Annotated in this window: 20 protein-coding genes; all 20 read left to right on the plus strand. The window is 71.7% G+C overall.

Annotation, left to right across the window (positions count from 1 at the left end):
* Positions 1–119: 119 nt before the first annotated feature.
* The 20 genes from ACH4S7_RS18565 (at position 120) to ACH4S7_RS18660 (ending at position 20,951) form a co-directional block, all read left to right on the plus strand.
* On the plus strand, positions 120–1,592 hold the full coding sequence (locus tag ACH4S7_RS18565) for a hypothetical protein (RefSeq protein ID WP_398522266.1): 1,473 nt from the start codon (positions 120–122) through the stop codon (positions 1,590–1,592).
* 340 nt (positions 1,593–1,932) lie between these two features.
* Positions 1,933–3,318 carry an ammonium transporter gene (locus ACH4S7_RS18570; protein WP_398522267.1) on the plus strand — a complete coding sequence of 462 codons (1,386 nt, stop codon included), beginning with the start codon at positions 1,933–1,935 and terminating at the stop codon, positions 3,316–3,318.
* A complete protein-coding gene (locus tag ACH4S7_RS18575) occupies positions 3,315–3,653 on the plus strand; it encodes a P-II family nitrogen regulator (RefSeq protein WP_398522268.1) in 339 nt (112 codons plus the stop codon). Before ACH4S7_RS18570 ends, ACH4S7_RS18575 begins: the two co-directional genes overlap by 4 nt.
* A gap of 127 nt (positions 3,654–3,780) precedes the next feature.
* Positions 3,781–6,270, plus strand: coding sequence for a [protein-PII] uridylyltransferase (locus tag ACH4S7_RS18580; RefSeq protein WP_398522269.1), 2,490 nt, complete (start codon positions 3,781–3,783; stop codon positions 6,268–6,270).
* Positions 6,271–6,418: 148 nt separating this feature from the next.
* Positions 6,419–7,969 (plus strand): signal recognition particle protein, encoded by a 1,551-nt coding sequence (gene ffh / locus ACH4S7_RS18585; protein ID WP_398522270.1) that lies wholly within the window; start codon positions 6,419–6,421, stop codon positions 7,967–7,969.
* Positions 7,970–8,055: 86 nt separating this feature from the next.
* A complete protein-coding gene (gene ftsH, locus ACH4S7_RS18590) occupies positions 8,056–9,969 on the plus strand; it encodes an ATP-dependent zinc metalloprotease FtsH (protein WP_398522271.1) in 1,914 nt (637 codons plus the stop codon).
* Between the two features lie 471 nt (positions 9,970–10,440).
* Positions 10,441–11,034, plus strand: coding sequence for a hypothetical protein (locus ACH4S7_RS18595; protein WP_398522272.1), 594 nt, complete (start codon positions 10,441–10,443; stop codon positions 11,032–11,034).
* A 205-nt stretch (positions 11,035–11,239) separates the two neighbouring features.
* Positions 11,240–11,686, plus strand: a complete 447-nt coding sequence (rpsP, locus tag ACH4S7_RS18600; protein WP_398522273.1) for a 30S ribosomal protein S16 — start codon at positions 11,240–11,242, stop codon at positions 11,684–11,686.
* 2 nt (positions 11,687–11,688) lie between these two features.
* Complete coding sequence (locus ACH4S7_RS18605) at positions 11,689–11,928, plus strand: RNA-binding protein (RefSeq protein WP_215097147.1); 240 nt, start codon at positions 11,689–11,691, stop codon at positions 11,926–11,928.
* Positions 11,929–12,008: 80 nt separating this feature from the next.
* Positions 12,009–12,632, plus strand: a complete 624-nt coding sequence (gene rimM / locus ACH4S7_RS18610; RefSeq protein WP_398522274.1) for a ribosome maturation factor RimM — start codon at positions 12,009–12,011, stop codon at positions 12,630–12,632.
* Complete coding sequence (gene trmD / locus ACH4S7_RS18615) at positions 12,632–13,453, plus strand: tRNA (guanosine(37)-N1)-methyltransferase TrmD (RefSeq protein ID WP_398522275.1); 822 nt, start codon at positions 12,632–12,634, stop codon at positions 13,451–13,453. The genes rimM and trmD overlap by 1 nt, the downstream gene beginning before the upstream one ends.
* Positions 13,454–13,583: 130 nt before the next feature.
* A complete protein-coding gene (gene rplS / locus ACH4S7_RS18620; protein ID WP_398522276.1) occupies positions 13,584–13,934 on the plus strand; it encodes a 50S ribosomal protein L19 in 351 nt (116 codons plus the stop codon).
* Positions 13,935–14,306: 372 nt separating this feature from the next.
* The gene (gene lepB, locus ACH4S7_RS18625) at positions 14,307–15,080 is read left to right on the plus strand and encodes a signal peptidase I (RefSeq protein ID WP_398522372.1); all 774 of its coding nucleotides are present in this window, start codon (positions 14,307–14,309) and stop codon (positions 15,078–15,080) included.
* Complete coding sequence (gene lepB, locus ACH4S7_RS18630) at positions 15,073–16,206, plus strand: signal peptidase I (protein ID WP_398522278.1); 1,134 nt, start codon at positions 15,073–15,075, stop codon at positions 16,204–16,206. The genes lepB (ACH4S7_RS18625) and lepB (ACH4S7_RS18630) overlap by 8 nt, the downstream gene beginning before the upstream one ends.
* Positions 16,127–16,990: a signal peptidase I gene (gene lepB / locus ACH4S7_RS18635; protein WP_398522279.1), complete on the plus strand. Its 864-nt coding sequence runs from the start codon at positions 16,127–16,129 to the stop codon at positions 16,988–16,990. Before lepB (ACH4S7_RS18630) ends, lepB (ACH4S7_RS18635) begins: the two co-directional genes overlap by 80 nt.
* A 103-nt stretch (positions 16,991–17,093) precedes the next feature.
* Positions 17,094–17,861: a signal peptidase I gene (gene lepB / locus ACH4S7_RS18640; protein WP_398522280.1), complete on the plus strand. Its 768-nt coding sequence runs from the start codon at positions 17,094–17,096 to the stop codon at positions 17,859–17,861.
* Positions 17,862–18,006: 145 nt separating this feature from the next.
* The gene (locus ACH4S7_RS18645) at positions 18,007–18,516 is read left to right on the plus strand and encodes an NUDIX hydrolase (protein ID WP_398522281.1); all 510 of its coding nucleotides are present in this window, start codon (positions 18,007–18,009) and stop codon (positions 18,514–18,516) included.
* A gap of 54 nt (positions 18,517–18,570) precedes the next feature.
* Positions 18,571–18,879 carry a DUF2469 domain-containing protein gene (locus ACH4S7_RS18650; RefSeq protein WP_003965949.1) on the plus strand — a complete coding sequence of 103 codons (309 nt, stop codon included), beginning with the start codon at positions 18,571–18,573 and terminating at the stop codon, positions 18,877–18,879.
* Between the two features lie 84 nt (positions 18,880–18,963).
* Positions 18,964–19,326: a YraN family protein gene (locus ACH4S7_RS18655; RefSeq protein ID WP_398522282.1), complete on the plus strand. Its 363-nt coding sequence runs from the start codon at positions 18,964–18,966 to the stop codon at positions 19,324–19,326.
* Positions 19,326–20,951, plus strand: a complete 1,626-nt coding sequence (locus ACH4S7_RS18660; RefSeq protein ID WP_398522283.1) for a YifB family Mg chelatase-like AAA ATPase — start codon at positions 19,326–19,328, stop codon at positions 20,949–20,951. The genes ACH4S7_RS18655 and ACH4S7_RS18660 overlap by 1 nt, the downstream gene beginning before the upstream one ends.
* Positions 20,952–20,981: the final 30 nt, after the last annotated feature.

Genomic DNA, 20,981 nt, shown 5'->3' on the forward strand with positions numbered 1-20,981 from the left:
GGTATGCCGGACACACCTCGCGTTTCTGTTCGGCGGCGTGAGATCTCCGGGCGGACGTCTCAACCCACGACATTCTGGTAAGGGTTCTGGCTTCGGGGTTCTATGGATGGGGGCTTGCAGTGGACGGCAGCGGCGCCGGGACGAATTCCGGCAAGCGCCCGAACGACCGACTGGGGTCGTGGTTCGTGCGCAGCGGTTGGTCCAAGGGCGAGCTGGCCCGCCAGGTCAACCGCCGCGCCCGGCAGCTCGGCGCCCACCACATCAGCACCGACACCTCACGCGTACGGCGCTGGCTCGACGGCGAACAGCCGCGCGAACCCATTCCCCGCATCCTCTCCGAGCTGTTCTCGGAGCGCTTCGGCACCGTCGTCGCCATCGAGGACCTCGGACTGCGCAGCGCGCACCAGTCGCCGTCGGTCTCCGGCGTCGACCTGCCCTGGGCCGGACCGCAGACCGTCTCCCTGCTCAGCGAGTTCTCGCGCAGCGATCTGATGCTGGCCCGGCGCGGCTTCCTCGGCACCTCGCTGGCGCTGGCCGCCGGACCCGCGCTGGTCGAGCCCATGCAGCGCTGGCTGGTGCCCACCCCCGGCGGTGCGCCCGACCGGCCCGATCCGCAGCTCATCGGGCAGCGGCCGTCCCGGCTCTCCCAGCCCGAGCTGGAGCTGCTGGAGTCCACCACCGCGATGTTCCGCCAGTGGGACGCGCAGTGCGGCGGCGGGCTGCGCCGCAAGGCGGTCGTCGGCCAGCTCCACGAGGTCACCGACCTGTTGCAGGAGTCGCACCCCGAGGCCACCACCCGCCGCCTCTTCACCTGCGCCGCCGAGCTGGCCGAGCTGGCCGGCTGGATGAGTTACGACGTCGGGCTCCAGCCCACCGCGCAGAAGTACTTCGTGCTCGCGCTGCACGCGGCGAAGGAGGCGGGCGACAAGCCGCTCGGCTCGTACATCCTCTCCTCGATGAGCCGTCAGATGATCCACATCGGACGGCCCGACGACGCCCTGGAGCTGATCCACCTCGCCCAGTACGGCAGCCGCGACTGCGCCACCCCGCGCACCCAGTCGATGCTGTATGCGATGGAGGCCCGCGCGTACGCGAACATGGGTCATCCCAGCAAGTGCAAACGCGCCGTCCGGATGGCCGAGGACACCTTCGCCGACATCGGGATCGACGGCGAGCCCGAGCCCGACTGGATCCGCTTCTTCTCCCAGGCCGAACTGAACGGCGAGAACGCCCACTCCTACCGCGATCTCGCCTATGTCGCGGGCCGCAGCCCCACCTACGCCTCGCTCGCCGAGCCGGTCATGGCCCGCGCCGTCGACCTCTTCGAACGGGACGAGGAGCACCAGCGGTCGTATGCGCTCAATCTGATCGGCATGGCCACCGTCCACCTGCTGAAGCGCGAGCCCGAGCATGCCACTGACCTTGCGTCCAAGGCGCTCACCGTCGCCCGGCGGGTCCGCTCCGAGCGCGTCAACACCCGGCTGCGCAAGACCGTCGACACGGCCGCCAGGGACTTCGGTGACGTGGCCGAGGTCGTCCGGCTGACGGACCAGCTCACCGCCCAGCTCCCCGAGGCCGCCGAGGCGGTCTGAGCCCGCTCCCGGCCGGTCCCGGCCACCGCCCCGGCGCCACCCGGTGCGGGGCCCTCACCCGCGCCCGTACGGGCTCCCCGACCGTCGCGCCACCGCGCTCCCGCACAGGCCCCCGGCCGTCCCGTCACCGGTGCGGTGGGCCGACCGTACGACCGGCATCCGGACCCCGGCCGTCCGTTCATGGCCGCGTAACACGCCGAACCTCTTCGTCACCGCCGTGAAACATCGAGCGGCCCTGGCCGAAACCGCGCTGCGCCAATCTCAGGGCGCATACCGGCCCGCCGCCCGATCCGCTCCGGCTCCCCCCGCACGAGGCCGCACCGACGACGAGGAGACGCCGATGCCCCCAGGCATCTCGACCCTTGCCGCAGAGACCCCGACGCTCTCTGCCGCCAACACCGGCTTCATGCTCATCTGCTCCGCCCTGGTGATGCTGATGACCCCGGCCCTCGCCTTCTTCTACGGAGGCATGGTCCGCGTCAAGTCCACCCTCAACATGCTGATGATGAGCTTCATCAGCATGGGGATCGTCACCGTCCTCTGGGTCCTCTACGGCTTCAGCATGGCCTTCGGCACCGACATCGGCTCCGTCGTCGGCTGGTCGGGCGATTACCTGGGGCTCAGCGGGATCGGCGTCGACGAACTGTGGGACGGCTACACCATCCCCGTCTACGTCTTCGCCGTTTTCCAACTGATGTTCGCGGTCCTCACCCCCGCCCTGATCAGCGGCGCCCTCGCCGACCGGGTCAAGTTCGGCGCCTGGGCGCTGTTCATCACCCTCTGGGCCACCGCCGTCTACTTCCCGGTCGCGCACTGGGTCTGGGGCGCTGGCGGCTGGCTCTTCGAGATGGGCGTCATCGACTTCGCGGGCGGCACCGCCGTCCACATCAACGCCGGCGCCGCCGCCCTCGGCGTGATCCTCGTCATCGGCAAGCGGGTCGGCTTCAAGAAGGACCCGATGCGCCCGCACAGCCTGCCGCTGGTCATGCTCGGCGCGGGCCTCCTGTGGTTCGGCTGGTTCGGCTTCAACGCCGGTTCCTGGCTCGGCAACGACGACGGCGTCGGCGCGGTCATGTTCGTCAACACCCAGGTCGCCACCGCCGCCGCCATGCTCGCCTGGCTCGCGTACGAAAAGGTCCGCCACGGGGCCTGCACCACCCTCGGCGCCGCCTCCGGCGCGGTCGCCGGCCTCGTCGCCATCACCCCGGCCGGCGGCTCCTGCTCCCCGCTGGGCGCCATCGCCATCGGTGCCATCGCCGGTGTGCTGTGCGCCATGGCCGTCGGTCTCAAGTTCCGGTTCGGCTACGACGACTCCCTCGACGTCGTCGGCGTCCACCTCGTCGGCGGTGTCGTCGGCTCCCTCCTCGTCGGCTTCTTCGCCACCGGAGGCGTCCAGTCCGACGCCAGGGGCCTGTTCTACGGCGGCGGACTCGAACAGCTCGGCAAGCAGGCCATCGGCGTCGGCGCCGTACTCGCCTACTCTCTGGTGGTCTCCGCCCTCCTCGCCCTGATCATCGACCGGACGATCGGGATGCGGGTGGACGAGGACACCGAGATCGCCGGCATCGACCGGAGCGAGCACGCCGAGACCGCGTACGACTTCAGCGGCGCGGGCGGCGGTACCGGCACCCGCCCGTCCGTCACCGCCCCCGTCGCCGCGCCGGATGAGGCCGTGCCGACGGCCCCCGCCAAGAACCCGCAGCAGGACAGGAAGGTGGACGCATGAGGCTCATCACCGCGGTCGTGAAACCCCATCGGCTGGACGAGATCAAGGAGGCCCTCCAGGCTTTCGGGGTCCAGGGGCTCACCGTCACCGAGGCCAGCGGATACGGCCGTCAGCGCGGCCACACCGAGGTCTACCGGGGCGCCGAGTACACCGTCGACCTGGTGCCCAAGATCCGTATCGAGATCCTGGTCGAGGACGCCGACGCCGACCAACTCATCGAGGTCGTCGTGAAGGCCGCCCGCACCGGGAAGATCGGCGACGGCAAGGTGTGGAGCGTGCCGGTCGAGACGGCGGTACGGGTCCGGACGGGCGAACGCGGCCCCGACGCGCTCTAGGCCGCCCGCCTGAGGGGGGCTCGAACCGCCGCCCGGCGGTACGGGCACACCAGCAGTACTACGGGGGGCTCCAGCGGTACGGGCGCCGGGTTCGCGCCGGCGTCACGAGCACGGAAAGGTCGGTCCTGTGTCGAGCCTTGAGACGATCACCGAAGCGGAGGACTCGGGACCCAGCGGCTATGCGGCGGCCCGGCTGCGCCTCCTCAGTGAGAGGACGCGGTCCGGGCCGGACCGCCGCGCCGCCCTCGCCGGGCTGACCGACCGCTGGCTCACCGCCCTCTTCGCCGCCGCCTGCCGGGACACCGGCGTCCGGGGCGCCTGCCTCGTCGCCGTCGGCGGCTACGGCCGCGGCGAACTCTCCCCCCGCAGCGACCTCGATCTGCTGCTGCTCCACGACGGCTCCACCGACCCCGGCGCGCTCGCCACCCTCGCGGACCGGATCTGGTACCCCGTCTGGGACCTCGGGCTCGCCCTCGACCACTCCGTACGCACCCCCGCCGAGGCCCGCCGCACCGCCGCCGACGACCTCAAGGTCCAACTCGGGCTGCTCGACGCCCGCCCCGTCGGCGGCGACCCGGCACCGGTCGCCGCCCTGCGCACCGCCGCACTCACCGACTGGCGCAACCAGGCCGCCCGGCGCCTGCCCCACCTGGACGAACTCTGCCGCGAACGCGCCGAACGCCACGGCGAGCTGCGCTTTCTGCTGGAACCCGATGTGAAGGAGGCGCGCGGCGGACTGCGGGACGCCACCGCCCTGCGCGCCGTCGCCGCCTCCTGGCTCGCCGACGCGCCCCGCGAAGGACTCGCCGAGGCCCGCCGCACCCTCCTCGACACCCGCGACGCCCTCCACCTCACCACCGGCCGTGCCACCGACCGCCTCACCCTCCAGGAACAGGACGACGTCGCCGCCGCGCTCGGCCTGCTCGACGCGGACGCGCTGCTGCGCCGGGTGTACGAGGCGGCCAGGACCGTCTCGTACGCCTCCGACATCACCTGGCGCGACGTCCACCGGGTGCTCAGGGCTCGCTCCGTACGGCCCCGGCTGCGCGCGCTCGCCCGCGAGCCCGGCGACTTCATCCGCCGCATGGTCACCGGGGACGGCGCCCGTCGCCCCGAGACCGAGCGCGCCCCGCTCGCCGACGGCGTGGTCGAACAGGACGGCGAGGTCGTGCTCGCCCGTACCGCCCGACCCGAACGGGACCCCGTACTGCCGCTGCGCGCCGCCGCCGCGGCGGCCCAGTCCGGCCTGCCGCTCTCCCCGTACGCGGTACGGCGGCTCGCCACCGCCGCCCGCCCGCTGCCGGTGCCCTGGCCCGCCGAGGCCCGCGACGAGTTCGTCACCCTGCTCGGCGCCGGTGGGCCCACGGTCGCCGTCTGGGAGGCCCTGGAGGCCGACGGGCTGATCACCCGACTGCTCCCGGACTGGGAACGGGTCCGCTGCCGGCCGCAGCGCAACGCCGTGCACACCTGGACCGTCGACCGCCATCTGGTCGAGACGGCCGTCCGGGCGTCCGCGCTGACCCGCCGGGTCGGCCGCCCCGACCTGCTGCTCGTCGCGGCCCTGCTGCACGACATCGGCAAGGGCTGGCCGGGGGACCACTCGGTGGCGGGCGAGACCATCGCCCGGGACACGGCCGCCCGGATCGGATTCGACCGCACCGACGCGGCCGTCGTCGCCACCCTCGTACGCCACCATCTCCTGCTGGTCGAGACCGCGACCCGGCGCGATCTGGACGATCCCTCGACCGTACGGTCGGTCGCGGCGGCCGTCGGATCGACCGGCACCCTGGAACTCCTGCACGCCCTCACCGAGGCCGACGCGCTCGCCACCGGACCCGCCGCCTGGTCCGCCTGGCGCGCCGCGCTCGTCGCGGACCTCGTCCGGAGGGTCGCCGCCGTGTTCGCGGGGCGGCCGGCCGATGAACCGCCGTCCGCCGCTCCCGACGCCGAGCAGGAACGGCTCGCGGTCGAGGCGTTGCGCACCGGCGGCCCGGTCCTCTCCCTGCGCGCCGACGCGGAACCGCGGCAGCAGGAGGGCGAGCCCGAGCCCGTCGGCGTCGAACTGCTGATCGCGCTGCCGGACCGGCCCGGGGTGCTCCCGGCGACGGCCGGGGTGCTCGCCCTCCACCGGCTCACCGTCCGCGCTGCCGATCTGCGGGCGGTGGAGCTGCCCGGCGGGATGGGCCCCGGCGCGGTCCTCCTGTTGAACTGGCGGGTCGCGGCGGCCTACGGCGCACTGCCGGAGGAAGCCCGGCTCCGGGCGGACCTGGTCCGGGCGCTGGACGGCTCGCTGGACATCCGGGCGCGACTCGCCGAGCGGGAGGCCGCCCGCCCGCGACGGCGCGGGCTCACCGCCCCGCCGCCCCGGGTCACGGTCGCGCCCGCCGCCTCCCACCACGCCACGGTCATCGAGGTCCGCGCCCAGGACGCCCCCGGGCTGCTGCACCGGATCGGGCACGCGCTGGAGGACGCGGGGGTACGGGTGCGGAGCGCCCATGTCTCGACGCTCGGCGCCAACGCGGTGGACACGGTGTACGTGACCGACGCGGAGGGCGCCCCGCTGACGGAGCCGGCCGCCGCCGGTCTTGCCCGGTCGCTGGAGCGGGCCCTGGGGTGAGTTCCCCCGCGTCGGAAGGAGCTCGCGCGGTGCCGCCGCCCCCGGCCCCCGCGGGGCCCTCCCGGAAGGCGGGGGCGCACTCTTCGCCCGGCCGGATACCCTGGAGGACGATTCCCCCTGCCCCCGACCCTGAGGACCGACGAGCGCCGTGTTCGATACTCTCTCCGACCGCTTGGCGAACACCTTCAAGACACTGAGGGGCAAGGGCCGCCTCAGTGAGGCGGACATCGACAGCGCGGCCCGGGAAATCCGTATCGCACTGCTCGAAGCCGATGTCGCCCTTCCCGTCGTCCGCGCCTTCATCGCGAACGTCAAGGAGCGGGCGCGGGGTGCCGAGGTCTCCAAGGCGCTCAACCCCGGCCAGCAGATCATCAAGATCGTCAACGAGGAGCTCGTCTCCATCCTCGGTGGCGAGACGCGCCGGCTCCGCTTCGCCAAGACCGCGCCCACCGTCATCATGCTCGCCGGTCTCCAGGGTGCCGGTAAGACCACCCTCGCCGGAAAGCTGGGCCGCTGGCTCAAGGGCCAGGGACACTCCCCGCTGCTCGTCGCCTGTGACCTCCAGCGCCCCAACGCCGTCAACCAGCTCTCCGTCGTCGCCGAGCGCGCGGGCGTCTCCGTCTACGCGCCGCAGCCGGGCAACGGCGTCGGCGACCCCGTCCAGGTCGCCAAGGACTCCATCGAGTACGCGAAGTCCAAGGTCCACGACGTCGTCATCGTGGACACCGCCGGCCGGCTCGGCATCGACCAGGAGCTGATGCGGCAGGCCGCCGACATCCGCGACGCGGTCTCCCCCGACGAGATCCTCTTCGTCGTGGACGCGATGATCGGCCAGGACGCGGTCAACACCGCCGAGGCGTTCCGCGACGGCGTCGGCTTCGACGGCGTGGTCCTGTCCAAGCTCGACGGCGACGCCCGAGGCGGTGCCGCGCTCTCCATCGCGCACGTCACCGGCCGTCAGATCATGTTCGCCTCCAACGGCGAGAAGCTGGACGACTTCGACGCGTTCCACCCCGACCGGATGGCGTCCCGCATCCTCGGCATGGGCGATGTCCTCTCGCTGATCGAGAAGGCCGAGCAGACCTTCAGCCAGGAAGAGGCCGCCAAAATGGCCTCCAAGCTGGCGAGCAGCAAGGGCAAGGACTTCACCCTCGACGACTTCCTGGCGCAGATGGAGCAGGTCAGGAAGATGGGCTCCATCTCCAAGCTGCTGGGGATGCTGCCGGGCATGGCCCAGATGAAGGACCAGATCAACAGCATCGACGAGCGCGATGTGGACCGTACGGCGGCGATCATCAAGTCGATGACCCCGGCCGAGCGCCATGAGCCGACGATCATCAACGGCTCGCGCCGGGCCCGTATCGCCAAGGGTTCGGGCGTCGAGGTCAGCGCGGTGAAGAGCCTGGTGGAGCGGTTCTTCGAGGCGCGCAAGATGATGTCGCGGATGGCCCAGGGCGGTGGGATGCCGGGCATGCCGGGGATCCCCGGCATGGGCGGCGGCGCGGGCCGCCAGAAGAAGCAGCAGAAGCAGGCCAAGGGCAAGCGCAAGAGTGGCAACCCGATGAAGCGGAAGGCCGAGGAGCAGGCCGCCGCCACCCGGCGCGAGGAGGCGGCGCAGGGCGGTGCCTTCGGGCTCCCGGCCGGCACGCAGGCGCAGGACTTCGAGCTGCCGGACGAGTTCAAGAAGTTCATGGGCTGAGGCACATCCGGCCCGATGGTGACAGGGGCGTCGGCATCCGCGAGCGCGCGGGTGCCGACGCCGTTTTTCTGGCTTAACGTCCGGATATGAGCAATGCCGCCCCGCCGCGCCGGACCCCGGACGAGCCCTGGCGCTCCGAAGGCGCGCCGCCGCCCGCGCCGCCCCGGAAGCGGATGCCGGGCGGCTGGGGCGGGCTGGTGCTCACCGCGCTCGTCGTCTACCTGATCGCCAATCTGGTGCTGTCGTTCTTCGACGAGAGCGGCGAGCCGACCGTTTCGTACACGGAGTTCGGCAAACAGGTCGACGCGGGCAATGTGTCGAAGATCTACTCCAAGGGCGACGCGATCCAGGGGCAGCTCAAGAAGAAGGCGCCGATCCCCGGGGGTGATGGCGACTACACCAAGTTCACGACGCAGCGACCCGCCTTCGCCGACGACAACCTGTGGAGCGAGCTGACCGCGAAACAGGTCACCGTGACGGCCGAACCGGTCGTCAAGGAGCGCGGCTTCCTCCCCAACCTGCTGCTCGCGCTGGCGCCGATGCTGCTGCTGATCCTGCTGTGGGTGTTCATCGCCCGGCGCATGGGCGCGGCGATGGGCGGCGGCGCGTTCAGCCGCAAGCCGCCGCCGAAACCCGTCGAGGTGGCGGCGGACAAACGGACGACGTTCGCGGACGTCGCCGGGATCGACGAGGTCGAGGGCGAGCTGAACGACGTCGTCGACTTCCTGAAGAATCCCCGGGCGTACCGGAAGATGGGCGCCCGGATGCCGGGCGGGGTGCTGCTCGCCGGGCCGCCGGGTACGGGCAAGACCCTGCTCGCCCGCGCGGTCGCGGGGGAGGCGGGAGTGCCGTTCTTCTCGGCCTCGGCGTCCGAGTTCATCGAGATGATCGTCGGTGTCGGCGCGGGCCGGGTGCGCGAGCTGTTCGCGGAGGCCCGCAAGGTGGCCCCGGCCATCGTCTTCATCGACGAGATCGACACCATCGGCCGGGCCCGCGGCGGCGGGGGAATGGGCGGCCATGACGAGCGGGAGCAGACGCTCAATCAGATCCTCACCGAGATGGACGGCTTCAGCGGCTCCGAGGGCGTTGTCGTCCTCGCGGCCACCAACCGGGCCGATGTGCTCGATCCCGCGCTGACCAGGCCGGGCCGCTTCGACCGGATCGTCCAGGTGTCGCCGCCCGACCGGGGCGGCCGGGAGGCGATCCTCCGGATCCACACCCGGGAGATTCCGCTCGCCGACGGTGTGGACCTGACGCGGATCGCCCGTGCCACCCCCGGTATGACCGGCGCGGAGCTGGCCAACCTCGCCAACGAGGCCGCGCTCATCGCCGTCAAGCGCCGGGGGGACTCGGTCACCCAGGCCGATCTCTCCAGCGCGCTGGAGAAGGTCCAGCTGGGCACCGAACGCCCGCTGGTGATGCCGGACGAGGAGCGCCGCCGCACCGCGTACCACGAGAGCGGCCACGCGTTGCTGGGCATGGTGCAGCCGGGCGCTGACCCGGTCCGCAAGGTCACCATCGTCCCGCGCGGCCGGGCGCTCGGCGTCACCCTCTCCACCCCGGACGCGGACCGGTACGCGTACACGGAGGAGTACCTGCGCGGCCGGATCATCGGGGCGCTCGGCGGTATGGCGGCCGAACAGGTCGTCTTCGGGGTGATCACGACGGGCGCGGAGAGCGATCTGGAGCAGGTCACCCAGTTGGCGCGGGGCATGGTCGGCCGGTGGGGGATGAGCGAGCGCGTCGGCCGGCTGACCGCGATCCCGGCCGACGCGCAGCAGGCGTACGGCCTCTCCGCCGCGCCGGCGACGCTGGACATGGTGGACCACGAGATGCGCCGGATCGTGGACGAGTGTTACGAGAGCGCCTCCCGTCTGCTGCGGGAGAACCGGGAACGGCTCGACGCCCTGGCCGGCGCCCTGCTGGAGCACGAGACGCTGGACGAGGAGGCGGCCTACCGGGCGGCCGGGGTCGTCCGGCTGTCGAAGGACGCTCCTTGAGCGGAGCCGGTGCCCATGGCGTACGACGCCCCCGGTACTGTCGGCGTTCACAACGGCTTCACGGCGCGGTGTGGTGGTTCCCACGGGGCCCGCTCGCTGTCCGCGGGGGCTCCGTCGAGCTCCTCGGGTCCGCACCGGGCGTCGTCGCGAGGCTTCGCCACACGGGCAGTACGGGCAGCCCAGGCAGTACGGGCGGCATGGGCAGCATGGGCGGCTCCGCCTGCACGGGCCGGCTCCGTCCACAGGGGCCGGCTCGCTCGAATGGCCGAAGAGCCACCGGCGTGCGGGCCTGAGCCACGCGCCGGGGCGTACGCGGTGTTACATGCCACCTTGGTGCGACCTGTGAAACTTCTCCGCAGATCCGCGCACCCGCCCTCGTCGCGGCACATCAATGCCAACTGACTGGTACGTGCAAATTATTTGGGATGCCCCGGAATGGAACCCGGGGACGGTTCGGCTCGTTATCACGACGTGAGCACGACACCACCTGTTCTCGCCGCAGAGCTGGCACAGGCATGGGCCGATATTCAGCGGCACCACCCTGAGCTGCCAGATCTTGCCGCGCCCGAGTCCCTGATCGGAGAGTCGTCGTCCGCCTGTGGCGCCGAGCTCTCCTTCGAGCGACTGCTTCATGAGGCAGTCCACGGCATCGCCGCCGCCCGAGGTGTCCGCGACACCTCACGCGCCGGCCGCTATCACAACCGTCGATTCCTGGCCATCGCCGAGGAAATGGGCCTCGACCACCCGGAGGAGCCGCACCCCAGCAGCGGATTCTCCCTGGTCGCGCTCAGCCCCGAGGCGAAGCGCCGGTACCGCCCGACCATCGAGAGACTCCAGCGCGCCCTCCGGGCGCACACGGTCGCCACCGCGTCCGACACCAAGCGCTCCTTCCGTGGGCCTGCCGCCCGGCACGGCTCATCGGGCGGTGGCGTCCGGGTCAAGGCCGTCTGTGACTGCGGTCGCAATGTGCGTGTGGTGCCGTCGGTCCTCGCGCAGGCCCCCATCGTCTGCGGCGGCTGCGGCAAGCCGTTCCGCATTCCCGAGCCGGTCGCCGCGGCGAGCTGACCCCCCGCCCGGCCCGCCTGACGGGGGCGGCGCAGGTCCGGGGGAAGGTGCGCCGTCGGTGTGTGGCACAATGGATAGCTGTACTCGCGGCCGATCAGGACCCCTCTCTCCTCCGGCTGACGCGTCCTCCGGGCACCCGAGTACCGCAACCCCACGCGGCATCTCGTCGTACCCAACCACGTCAAGACCAGGAGACACCACTTCCGTGGCAGTCAAGATCAAGCTGAAGCGTCTGGGCAAGATCCGTTCGCCTCACTACCGCATCGTCGTCGCCGACTCCCGTACCCGCCGTGACGGCCGGGCCATCGAGGAGATCGGCCTGTACCACCCGGTGCAGAACCCCTCTCGCATCGAGGTCGACTCGGAGCGCGCGCAGTACTGGCTCTCCGTCGGCGCCCAGCCGACCGAGCCGGTCATGGCCATCCTGAAGCTCACCGGTGACTGGCAGAAGCACAAGGGCCTGCCGGCCCCGGCGCCGCTGCTCGTGGCCGAGCCGAAGGTCAGCAAGCGTGCTGCGTTCGACGAGTTCGCCAAGGCCCTTGAGGCCGGCGAGCCGAAGGGTGAGGCCATCACCCCGAAGGCGAAGAAGGCCGACAAGAAGGCGGACGAGGCGGCTGACACCGCCGAGTCCACCGAGTCCACCGGGGCCTGAGCATGCTCGAGGAGGCTCTCGAGCACCTCGTGAAGGGCATCGTCGACAACCCCGACGATGTGCAGGTCGCCTCTCGCGATCTGCGTCGTGGGCGTGTGCTTGAGGTCAGGGTTCACCCCGACGACCTCGGCAAGGTGATCGGCCGTAACGGCCGCACCGCGCGCGCCCTGCGCACCGTCGTGGGCGCCATCGGTGGCCGTGGTATTCGCGTCGACCTCGTCGACGTGGACCAGGTCCACTGAACAGTTGAACACCGGCTCGGGCCGGGGAGGGCCATCCGGCCGTCCCCGGCCCGTAGTCGTATGACAGGAGTGAGTGCGAAGTGCAGTTGGTAGTCGCCCGGATCGGCCGTGCGCACGGCATCAAGGGTGAGGTCACCGTCGAGGTGCGGACGGACGAGCCGGAGCTGCGGCTCGCCCCCGGAGCCGTACTGGCCACCGATCCGGCCACCGTCGGACCGCTGACCATCGAGTCCGGCCGGGTGCACAGCGGCCGGCTGCTGCTCCGCTTCGCGGGCGTACGGGAGCGCAATGGCGCCGAGGCGCTGCGGAACACCCTGCTGATCGCCGAGGTGGACCCGGACGAGGTGCCCGAGGACCCCGAGGAGTTCTACGACCATCAGCTCATCGACCTCGATGTGGTCACCGTGGACGGGACGGAGATCGGCCGGATCACCGAGATCAGCCATCTGCCCTCGCAGGACCTGTTCATCGTGGAGCGGCCGGACGGGACCGAGGTGCTGATCCCGTTCGTGGAGGAGATCGTCACGGAGATCGATCTCGACGAGCAGCGGGCCGTGATCGACCCGCCGCCGGGGCTGATCGACGACCGCGCGGAGATCGCGTCCGCCAGGGACGCCGAGGCGCCGGCTGCCGGGACCGCCGAGGCGCCCGGCACCGACCGTGCCGAGGGCACCGACGGAGCCAACCGCGGGGACGGCTCCTGATGCGGCTCGACGTCGTCACGATCTTCCCCGAGTATCTGGAACCGCTGAACGTCTCGCTCGTCGGCAAGGCGCGCGCCCGGGGGCGGCTCGACGTCCAGGTGCACGACCTGCGCGCATGGACCCACGACCGGCACAACACGGTCGATGACACCCCTTACGGCGGCGGCCCCGGCATGGTCATGAAGACCGAGCCCTGGGGAGAGGCCCTGGACACGATCCTGGCCGACGGCTACGAGGCCGGCGCCCAGGGCCCGACCCTGGTCGTCCCCACCCCCAGCGGCCGGCCCTTCACCCAGGAGCTGGCGGTCGAACTGGCCCAGCGCCCCTGGCTGCTCTTCGCCCCCGCCCGCTACGAGGGCATCGACCGCCGGGTCATGGACGAGTACGCCACCCGGATGCCGGTCCACGAGGTCTCCATCGGCGACTACGTCCTGGCCGGCGGCGAGGCGGCGGTCCTGGTGATCACCGAGGCGGTCGCGCGGCTGCTGCCCGGCGTCCTCGGCAATGCCGAGTCGCACCGGGACGACTCCTTCGCGCCCGGCGCCATGGCGAATCTCCTCGAAGGGCCCGTCTACACCAAGCCGCCCGAGTGGCGCGGGCGCACCATTCCCGATGTGCTGGTCAGCGGCCACCACGGGAAGATCGCGCGGTGGCGCAGGGACGAGGCGTTCCGCCGCACGGCGCTCAACCGCCCGGACCTGATCGAGCGCTGTGACGCCGGCTCCTTCGACAAGAAGGACCGGGAGACCCTCTCCATCCTGGGCTGGGCACCGGAGCCCGGTGGCCGATTTTGGCGCAGGCCGGAGGCCGTGGAAGAATAGGTCGCTGCCGTGCGTCCGGCGTGCGCCCCTGCCACGGGGGGACACGACGCCCGCTCCGACGCGGCGGCCCCTGAATTTCATCCTCTCTCCCGCTGATGACCTGTGGCATCGGCGAAGAAAGCAGACACATATGTCGCACCTGCTCGACGGTCTCAACTCCGCCTCGCTGCGGACCGACCTCCCCGCGTTCCGTCCCGGTGACACCGTGAACGTCCACGTTCGCGTCATCGAGGGCAACCGCTCCCGTATCCAGCAGTTCAAGGGTGTCGTCATCCGCCGTCAGGGCGCGGGCGTCAGCGAGACCTTCACGGTCCGCAAGGTCTCCTTCTCCGTCGGCGTCGAGCGGACCTTCCCGGTGCACAGCCCGATCTTCGAGAAGATCGAGCTCGTCACCCGTGGTGACGTCCGTCGCGCCAAGCTGTACTACCTCCGTGAGCTGCGCGGCAAGGCCGCGAAGATCAAGGAGAAGCGCGACAGGTGATCCCAGGGCCGGGAGGCCGACGCCTCCCGGCCGCCGTGAGCCCCGGCTCACAGGGCACCAGGGTCCACAGCGGCGCCGGATAGGCTTCCGCCTCGTATGGACACCGAAGCCAAGAACACAGAGCGTGACCACTCCTCCGTCCCCGTCACCGGGGCCCCGGACGAGGGGTCGCGCTCTGTGCGTATGAGCGGCCACTCCGGCGCGAGGCCGGACGGGTCCCCCGGGGAGCCGTCGGACGGGCCGGCCGGCGCGCCGCCCGGGGCACAGCCGGACGGAGCCGTGCAGGAATCCCCGGACGGGCCGGAGGTGGTCGTGGCGGAATCCCCGGACGGGCCCGCGCGGCGCTCCGGGATCGCTCGCCGCCTGGCCGGGATGTCCTGGCGCAGAACCGTGCTCCTGGGGGTGGCCGTCGCGGGTGCCGTCCTGCTGTTCAGCCACTTCGTGGTGCAGCCCTTCCAGATCCCCAGCAACTCGATGGAACCCACGCTGCGCGTCGGCGACCGGGTGCTGGTGAACAAGCTCGCCTACGCGGGCGACGCCGAACCCGAACGCGGGGACCTGATCGTCTTCGACGGCACCGGTTCCTTCGTACGGGGGAGTGCGGAGGAGAACCCGGCCGGCGAGGTGACCCAGGAGGTCCTGGCGGTGCTGGGGCTCGCGAAGCCCGACGAGACGGACTTCGTGAAGCGAGTGGTCGGCGTGGGCGGTGACCGAGTCGTCTGCTGTGACGGGAGCGGCCGGCTCCAGGTGAACGGCACGGCGGTCGACGAGGGGTATCTGCACCCCGGTGACGCGCCGTCCGAGGTCCCCTTCGACATCGTGGTCCCGGAGGGCACCCTCTGGGTCATGGGAGACCACCGGAGCAATTCCCGTGACTCCCGGGACCATCTCGGGGCGCCCGGCGGCGGGATGGTGCCCGTGGACAGGGTCATCGGGCGGGCGGACTGGATCGGCTGGCCGTTCGGCCGGTGGTCCGCGCTGGAGCGGGCCGACGCCTTCTCCCGCGTACCGGAACCCTCTCCCGACCACGGTCCTTCTCCCGACCGCGGCTCCTCTCCCGACCGTGGCCCCGACTGGTCCCCGGCGCCCCCGTCCGTACCGCCGCCCGTACCCCCGTCCGTACCGCCGTCCGGCGCCGATGGGTAGGCGGGGGCGCCGCCGGGGCCACGCTGCCGATACCGGGGCGCCGCCGGGGGGCCGGCCCGCCGAGGGCGGCGGGCCGCTGCCCGGCCGCGCGGAGCGGCGCCGGCTCGCCCGCAAGGTGAAACGCCGACGACGACGGTCGGCCATCCGGGAGATTCCGCTCCTGATGGGCGTCGCGCTCCTGATCGCCCTGGTCCTCAAGACCTTTCTGGTGCAGGCGTTCGTCATCCCTTCGGGTTCGATGGAGCAGACGATCCGGATTCAGGACCGGGTCCTGGTGGACAAGCTCACCCCGTGGTTCGGCTCGAAACCGGAACGCGGTGACGTGGTCGTCTTCAAGGACCCCGGCGGCTGGTTCCAGGGGGAGGCCGCGGCCGTCACCGCCGACGACCCGATCGTCCTCAAGCAGATCAAACAGGGGCTGGCCTTCATCGGGCTGCTGCCGTCGGACGATCAGCAGGATCTGATCAAACGGGTGGTGGCGGTCGGCGGGGACACGGTGAAGTGCTGTGCCGACGACGGCCGGGTCACCGTCAACGGCGTACCGCTCGACGAGCCGTATCTCAAGCCCGGGAACGCCCCCTCAACGCTCACCTTCGAGGTCCGGGTCCCGGCCGGACGGCTCTTCGTGATGGGGGACCACCGCGCGAATTCGGCCGATTCCCGCTTCCACCTCGATGAGCCTGACCAGGGCACCGTCTCTGAGGACGAGGTGGTCGGACGCGCCGTCGTCATCGCCTGGCCGGTCGGGCACTGGGGCGGGCTGGCGGAGCCGGAGACATACGCTTCGGTCCCGAACGCGCGTACGGACTCGACGGCGGGACCGCGTGTGTCGAATAGTGTGTCCTCCCAGGATCACAACGGATTGGTCCTGCTCCCGAGCCCTGGGGAACTCCCGCTCGTTATGGGAGTGGTGGGCCTGCTCTTTCTCGGGGCAGGCGGTTCGCACGGAGTGAGGAGTGGATGTGGGGGACGTGGCGCTCGGCGCACGATCCGGACACGAGCAGCCGGAGGACAGGTCGGGGAAGCCGGCCGAGTCACCGGCGCCCGTGACGGGCGACTCGACGGGGCAGCCCCCGACAGACAATGGTTTCGGCGGCACGGGTCCCGGCGACGGAGACAGCAGTGACCGGGGCCAGAAGAAGCAGCGGTCGTTCTGGAAGGAACTGCCGCTGCTGATCGGTATCGCCCTGATTCTCGCGCTGTTGATCAAGACATTTCTGGTGCAGGCGTTCTCGATCCCCTCGGATTCGATGCAGAACACCCTGCAACGGGGTGACCGGGTCCTGGTGGACAAGCTCACCCCGTGGTTCGGCTCGGAGCCGGAGCGCGGCGAGGTCGTGGTCTTCCACGACCCGGGCGGTTGGCTGGACGGCGAGCCCACCCCCGATCCCAACGCGGTGCAGAAGTTCCTCAGCTTCATCGGCCTGATGCCGTCGGCCGAGGAGAAGGACCTGATCAAGCGGACGATCGCGGTCGCCGGTGACACGGTGGAGTGCAAGAAGGGCGGCCCGGTCAAGGTCAATGGGAAGGCGCTCGACGAGACGTCGTACATCTTCCCCGGGGACACCCCCTGCGACGACCAGCCCTTCGGTCCGTTCAAGGTTCCGAAGGACCGGATCTGGGTGATGGGCGACCACCGCCAGAACTCCAAGGACTCGCGCTACCACATGGAGGACGTCAACGACGGCTTCGTCCCGGTCGACGAGGTTGTCGGGCGCGCTGTCGTGGTCGCGTGGCCGATCAACCGCTGGTCGACGCTGCCGATCCCGTCGACGTACGACCAGTCCGGCCTCAACGCCGCCGCCGCCGTCGTCACGTCGAGCGCGCCGCTGGCGATGGGCTTCGTGGGCGCGCTGCCGTTGGTGTGGTGGCGCAGGAAGCGGCTGACCTCCGGGAGTACCGCCGGGTAGGGTGCCGTCCCGGATCGTGGATCCGCCGGGGGGGATTCGACCCCCTCCGGCGTCCCGGGGCATACCTCCTCGGGGTGGAATCTCCGAGGTGGGGAGTGCTGGGATGGGTACCGGACATACGGACGACGGCCGCGGCCGGCTCGGCGGAGTGCTGTCGGGCGTGGCGGTGGCCGTCGGCTCTGTCCTCTTCCTCGGAGGTTTCGGCTGGGGCGCCGTGCTCTACCGGCCCTACACCGTGCCCACCGAGTCGATGGCGCCGACCGTGGGCGCCGGGGACCGGGTACTGGCCCAGCGGATCGATGGTGACCAGGTGCGGCGTGGGGACATCGTGGTCTTCCGTGACTCGGCGTGGGGCGATCTGCCGATGGTGAAGCGGGTCGTCGGGGTCGGGGGCGACACCATCGCCTGCTGCGGTGCCGACGGGCTGCTGACCGTCAATGGTCGGGCGATCGAGGAATCGTATCTGCGGGATGGGGGCCCCGCTTCGCCGACCACCTTCACGGCCACGGTGCCTCAGGGACAGCTCTTCCTGCTCGGGGACGACCGGCAGGGCTCGATGGATTCCCGGACCCACCTGGATGACCCGGGGCGGGGATCGGTCCCGCGCTCGGCCGTGGAGGCGCGGTTGGACGCGGTGGCGTGGCCGCTGGACGGTGGGGTGCTGGAGCGTCCGGGGGGTTTCGCGGAGTTGCCAGGCGGGGTCTCGCGACCGGGGCCCGTGAAGCCGCTCGTCGGCGCGATCGTGGCCGGTGCGGTGCTGATCGTGGGCGGTGCGGCGTACGGTCCGCTGGCGCGGGGGCTCGGGCGCCGGACGCCCCGGGAGCGGCACCCGGAGAAGGCCGCGGCGGATGCGGGAACGCCAGGTGCCTGAGCGACCGGAGGCACCTGAGCCGGAGCGGTCGGCCCTTTCCGGCGCTGAGCGACCGGAGGCGTCCGAGCCGGAGCGGCCGGACCCTTCCGAGGCCGAGCGGCCGGGGCGGGATGATCGCCCGCGTTCGGTGACAGGGGTGACAGGGGTGACGGAAGCGCCGCTCCGGCCCGGTGGCGCGCTGCGGAAGGTCGCGCGGGTCGTGCTGCTGGACCCGGACGATCGCGTACTGCTGATGCACGGGTGCGAGCCCGACGATCCGGCCGACGACTGGTGGTTCACTCCGGGCGGTGGCCTGGAGGGCGACGAGAGCCGGGCGGAGGCCGCTCTGCGGGAGCTGGCCGAGGAGACCGGGATCACCGAGGTCGCGCTGGGGCCGGTGCTGTGGCGGCGGATCTGCTCCTTTCCCTTCGACGGCCGCCGCTGGGAACAGGACGAGTGGTACTTCCTGGCGCGTACGGAACAGACCGCCACCGACCAGCGCGGGCTGACCGAGCTGGAGCGGCGGAGCGTCACGGGACTGAGGTGGTGGACTTCCGCCGAACTGTCGGCGGCGCGTGAGACGGTGTACCCGACCAGGCTCGCCGAGCTGCTGCGCACGCTGCTCGACGAGGGTCCTCCGCGTGTGCCGCTGGTCCTGGCCCCAGAAGTCGCTTAGGGGCGGGAAGGGGCGGCGCACAATGGGGGGACGTACGGCTGAAGGGGAACTGCCATGAGCGCCGAGGACCTCGAGAAGTACGAGACCGAGATGGAGCTGAAGCTCTACCGGGAGTATCGAGACGTCGTCGGACTGTTCAAATACGTGATCGAGACCGAGCGTCGCTTCTATCTCACCAATGACTATGAGATGCAGGTCCACTCCGTGCAGGGCGAGGTGTTCTTCGAGGTCTCGATGGCCGATGCCTGGGTCTGGGACATGTACCGGCCGGCTCGGTTCGTCAAGCAGGTGCGAGTGCTCACGTTCAAGGATGTGAACATCGAGGAGCTGAACAAGAGCGATCTCGAACTTCCGGGTGGCTGAGTTGTCCACAAGCGAGCGGTTGTCCACCAAGATCCACCGCTGAGGGGCCGAGGCGTCACTGTCGGTACCGGAGGTGGTGCCGAGATGAACGCGACGGGGGCACTGGGACGGTACGGCGAGGAGTTGGCGGCACGGCTGCTGACCGACGCCGGTATGACGGTGCTGGCGAGGAACTGGCGCTACGGCCGGGCCGGGGAGATCGATATCGTCGCCCGGGACGGCGACACGGTGGTCGTCTGTGAGGTCAAGACCCGCAGGGCGAGCCCGTTCGAGCACCCCATGGCTGCGCTCACCCGGACCAAGGCGGAGCGGCTGCGACACCTCGCCGCCTGCTGGTTGGAACGGCAGGGCGGGATGCCGCCCGGTGGGGTGCGCATCGACCTGGTGGGGGTGGTGCTGCCCCGACGCGGCGCGCCGCTCCTGGAGCACGTCCGGGGGGTGGCCTGATGGGGTTCGCCAGGGCGTGTTCCGTGGCGCTGGTGGGCGTCGAGGGCGTGGTGGTGGAGGTCCAGGCCGACCTGGAGCGCGGGGTGGCCGCCTTCGCCCTGGTGGGACTCCCGGACAAGAGCCTGGTGGAGAGCCGGGACCGGGTCAGGGCCGCCGTGGTCAATTCGGGCGCGGAGTGGCCGCAGATGAAGCTCACGGTCGGGCTCAGCCCGGCCTCCGTGCCCAAGAGCGGCAGCGGTTTCGATCTCGCCGTGGCCAGCGCGGTGCTCGGCGCGTCCGAGCGCATCGACCCGAGGGCCATCGCCGATCTGGTGCTGATCGGGGAGCTGGGGCTGGACGGCCGGGTGCGGCCGGTGCGCGGAGTGCTGCCGGCGGTGCTCGCCGCCGCTGAGGCGGGGTACCGACAGGTGGTCGTGCCCGAGCAGTGCGCCGGGGAGGCGGCGCTGGTGCCGGGTGTCTCGGTGCTCGGGGTGCGCAGCCTGCGGCAGCTCATCGCGGTGCTGACCGACGAGCCGGTGCCGGTCGAGGAGCCCTTGCCCGAAGGCAGCCCCGATCCCATGCTGGCCGGGCTGATGGTGCCGGGCGCCGGGGTGGGCACGGGCCTCGCGGCTCCGGTCGACGGTCCCGATCTGGCCGACGTGGCGGGACAGGGGCTGGCCCGCCGGGCGCTGGAGGTGGCCGCCGCCGGTGGGCACCATCTGATGCTGCACGGGCCACCGGGGGCGGGGAAGACCATATTGGCGGAGCGGCTGCCGGGGGTGCTGCCGCCGCTGACCCGCCAGGAGTCCCTGGAGGTCACGGCCGTGCACTCGGTGGCGGGCATCCTGCCGCCCGGCGAGCCGCTGGTGCGCACACCGCCGTACTGCGCACCGCACCACTCGGCCACGATGCCCTCGCTCGTCGGCGGGGGAAACGGGCTCCCGAGACCCGGGGCGGTCTCGCTGGCCCATCGGGGGGTGCTCTTTCTCGACGAGAGCCCCGAGTTCGCCGCCAAGGCGCTCGATTCGCTGCGACAGCCGCTGGAGTCGGGGCATGTGGTGGTGGCGCGCAGCGGGGGAGTGGTCCGGCTGCCCGCGCGCTTCCTGCTGGTCCTCGCGGCCAATCCCTGTCCGTGCGGGCGGCACACCCTGAGTGGCGCCGGGTGCGACTGCCCGCCGTCGGTGGTCCGGCGCTATCAGGCGCGGCTCTCGGGTCCGCTGCTCGACCGGGTCGATCTCCGGGTCCGGGTCGAGCCGGTCCACCGCGCCGAGCTGCTGGGGCGGAGCGGCCGGAGCGAGTCGACGGCGGCGGTCGCCGCCCGGGTCCTCGCGGCCCGTCAGCGCGCCGCGGTCCGGCTCGGGGGCACGCCCTGGACGGTGAACAGTGAGGTACCGGGCCATGAGCTGCGCACCCGGTGGCCGGTCGCCCCCGGGGCGTTCGCCGCGGCGGAGCATGACCTGGAGCGCGGCCTCCTCACGGCCCGGGGTCTGGACCGGATCCTGCGGGTGGCCTGGACGATCGCGGACCTCGCGGGCCGCGACCGCCCGGAGGCGTACGACGTCGGCCTGGCCCTGGAGCTGCGTACGGGTGTCGCACGCGGCACTCCTCTGCCGTCCGGCGCCAGAGAAGAGCGGGGCGCGTGGTGAGCGCGGGCGACCCCGCGCCGGGCCCGTCCC

Origin of the sequence: Streptomyces sp. NPDC020965, assembly GCF_044333555.1 — a bacterium.
Classification (GTDB): domain Bacteria; phylum Actinomycetota; class Actinomycetes; order Streptomycetales; family Streptomycetaceae; genus Streptomyces.

Excerpts from the sequence above, each read along its gene's own strand:
- ACH4S7_RS18570 (WP_398522267.1), top strand. The coding sequence starts at position 1,933 with ATGCCCCCAGGCATCTCGACCCTTGCCGCAGAGACCCCGACGCTCTCT.
- ACH4S7_RS18575 (WP_398522268.1), top strand. The coding sequence starts at position 3,315 with ATGAGGCTCATCACCGCGGTCGTGAAACCCCATCGGCTGGACGAGATC.
- ftsH (WP_398522271.1), top strand. The coding sequence starts at position 8,056 with ATGAGCAATGCCGCCCCGCCGCGCCGGACCCCGGACGAGCCCTGGCGC.
- ACH4S7_RS18605 (WP_215097147.1), top strand. The coding sequence starts at position 11,689 with ATGCTCGAGGAGGCTCTCGAGCACCTCGTGAAGGGCATCGTCGACAAC.
- trmD (WP_398522275.1), top strand. The coding sequence starts at position 12,632 with ATGCGGCTCGACGTCGTCACGATCTTCCCCGAGTATCTGGAACCGCTG.
- rplS (WP_398522276.1), top strand. The coding sequence starts at position 13,584 with ATGTCGCACCTGCTCGACGGTCTCAACTCCGCCTCGCTGCGGACCGAC.
- lepB (WP_398522372.1), top strand. The coding sequence starts at position 14,307 with ATGTCCTGGCGCAGAACCGTGCTCCTGGGGGTGGCCGTCGCGGGTGCC.
- lepB (WP_398522278.1), top strand. The coding sequence starts at position 15,073 with ATGGGTAGGCGGGGGCGCCGCCGGGGCCACGCTGCCGATACCGGGGCG.
- lepB (WP_398522280.1), top strand. The coding sequence starts at position 17,094 with ATGGGTACCGGACATACGGACGACGGCCGCGGCCGGCTCGGCGGAGTG.
- ACH4S7_RS18650 (WP_003965949.1), top strand. The coding sequence starts at position 18,571 with ATGAGCGCCGAGGACCTCGAGAAGTACGAGACCGAGATGGAGCTGAAG.
- ACH4S7_RS18655 (WP_398522282.1), top strand. The coding sequence starts at position 18,964 with ATGAACGCGACGGGGGCACTGGGACGGTACGGCGAGGAGTTGGCGGCA.
- ACH4S7_RS18660 (WP_398522283.1), top strand. The coding sequence starts at position 19,326 with ATGGGGTTCGCCAGGGCGTGTTCCGTGGCGCTGGTGGGCGTCGAGGGC.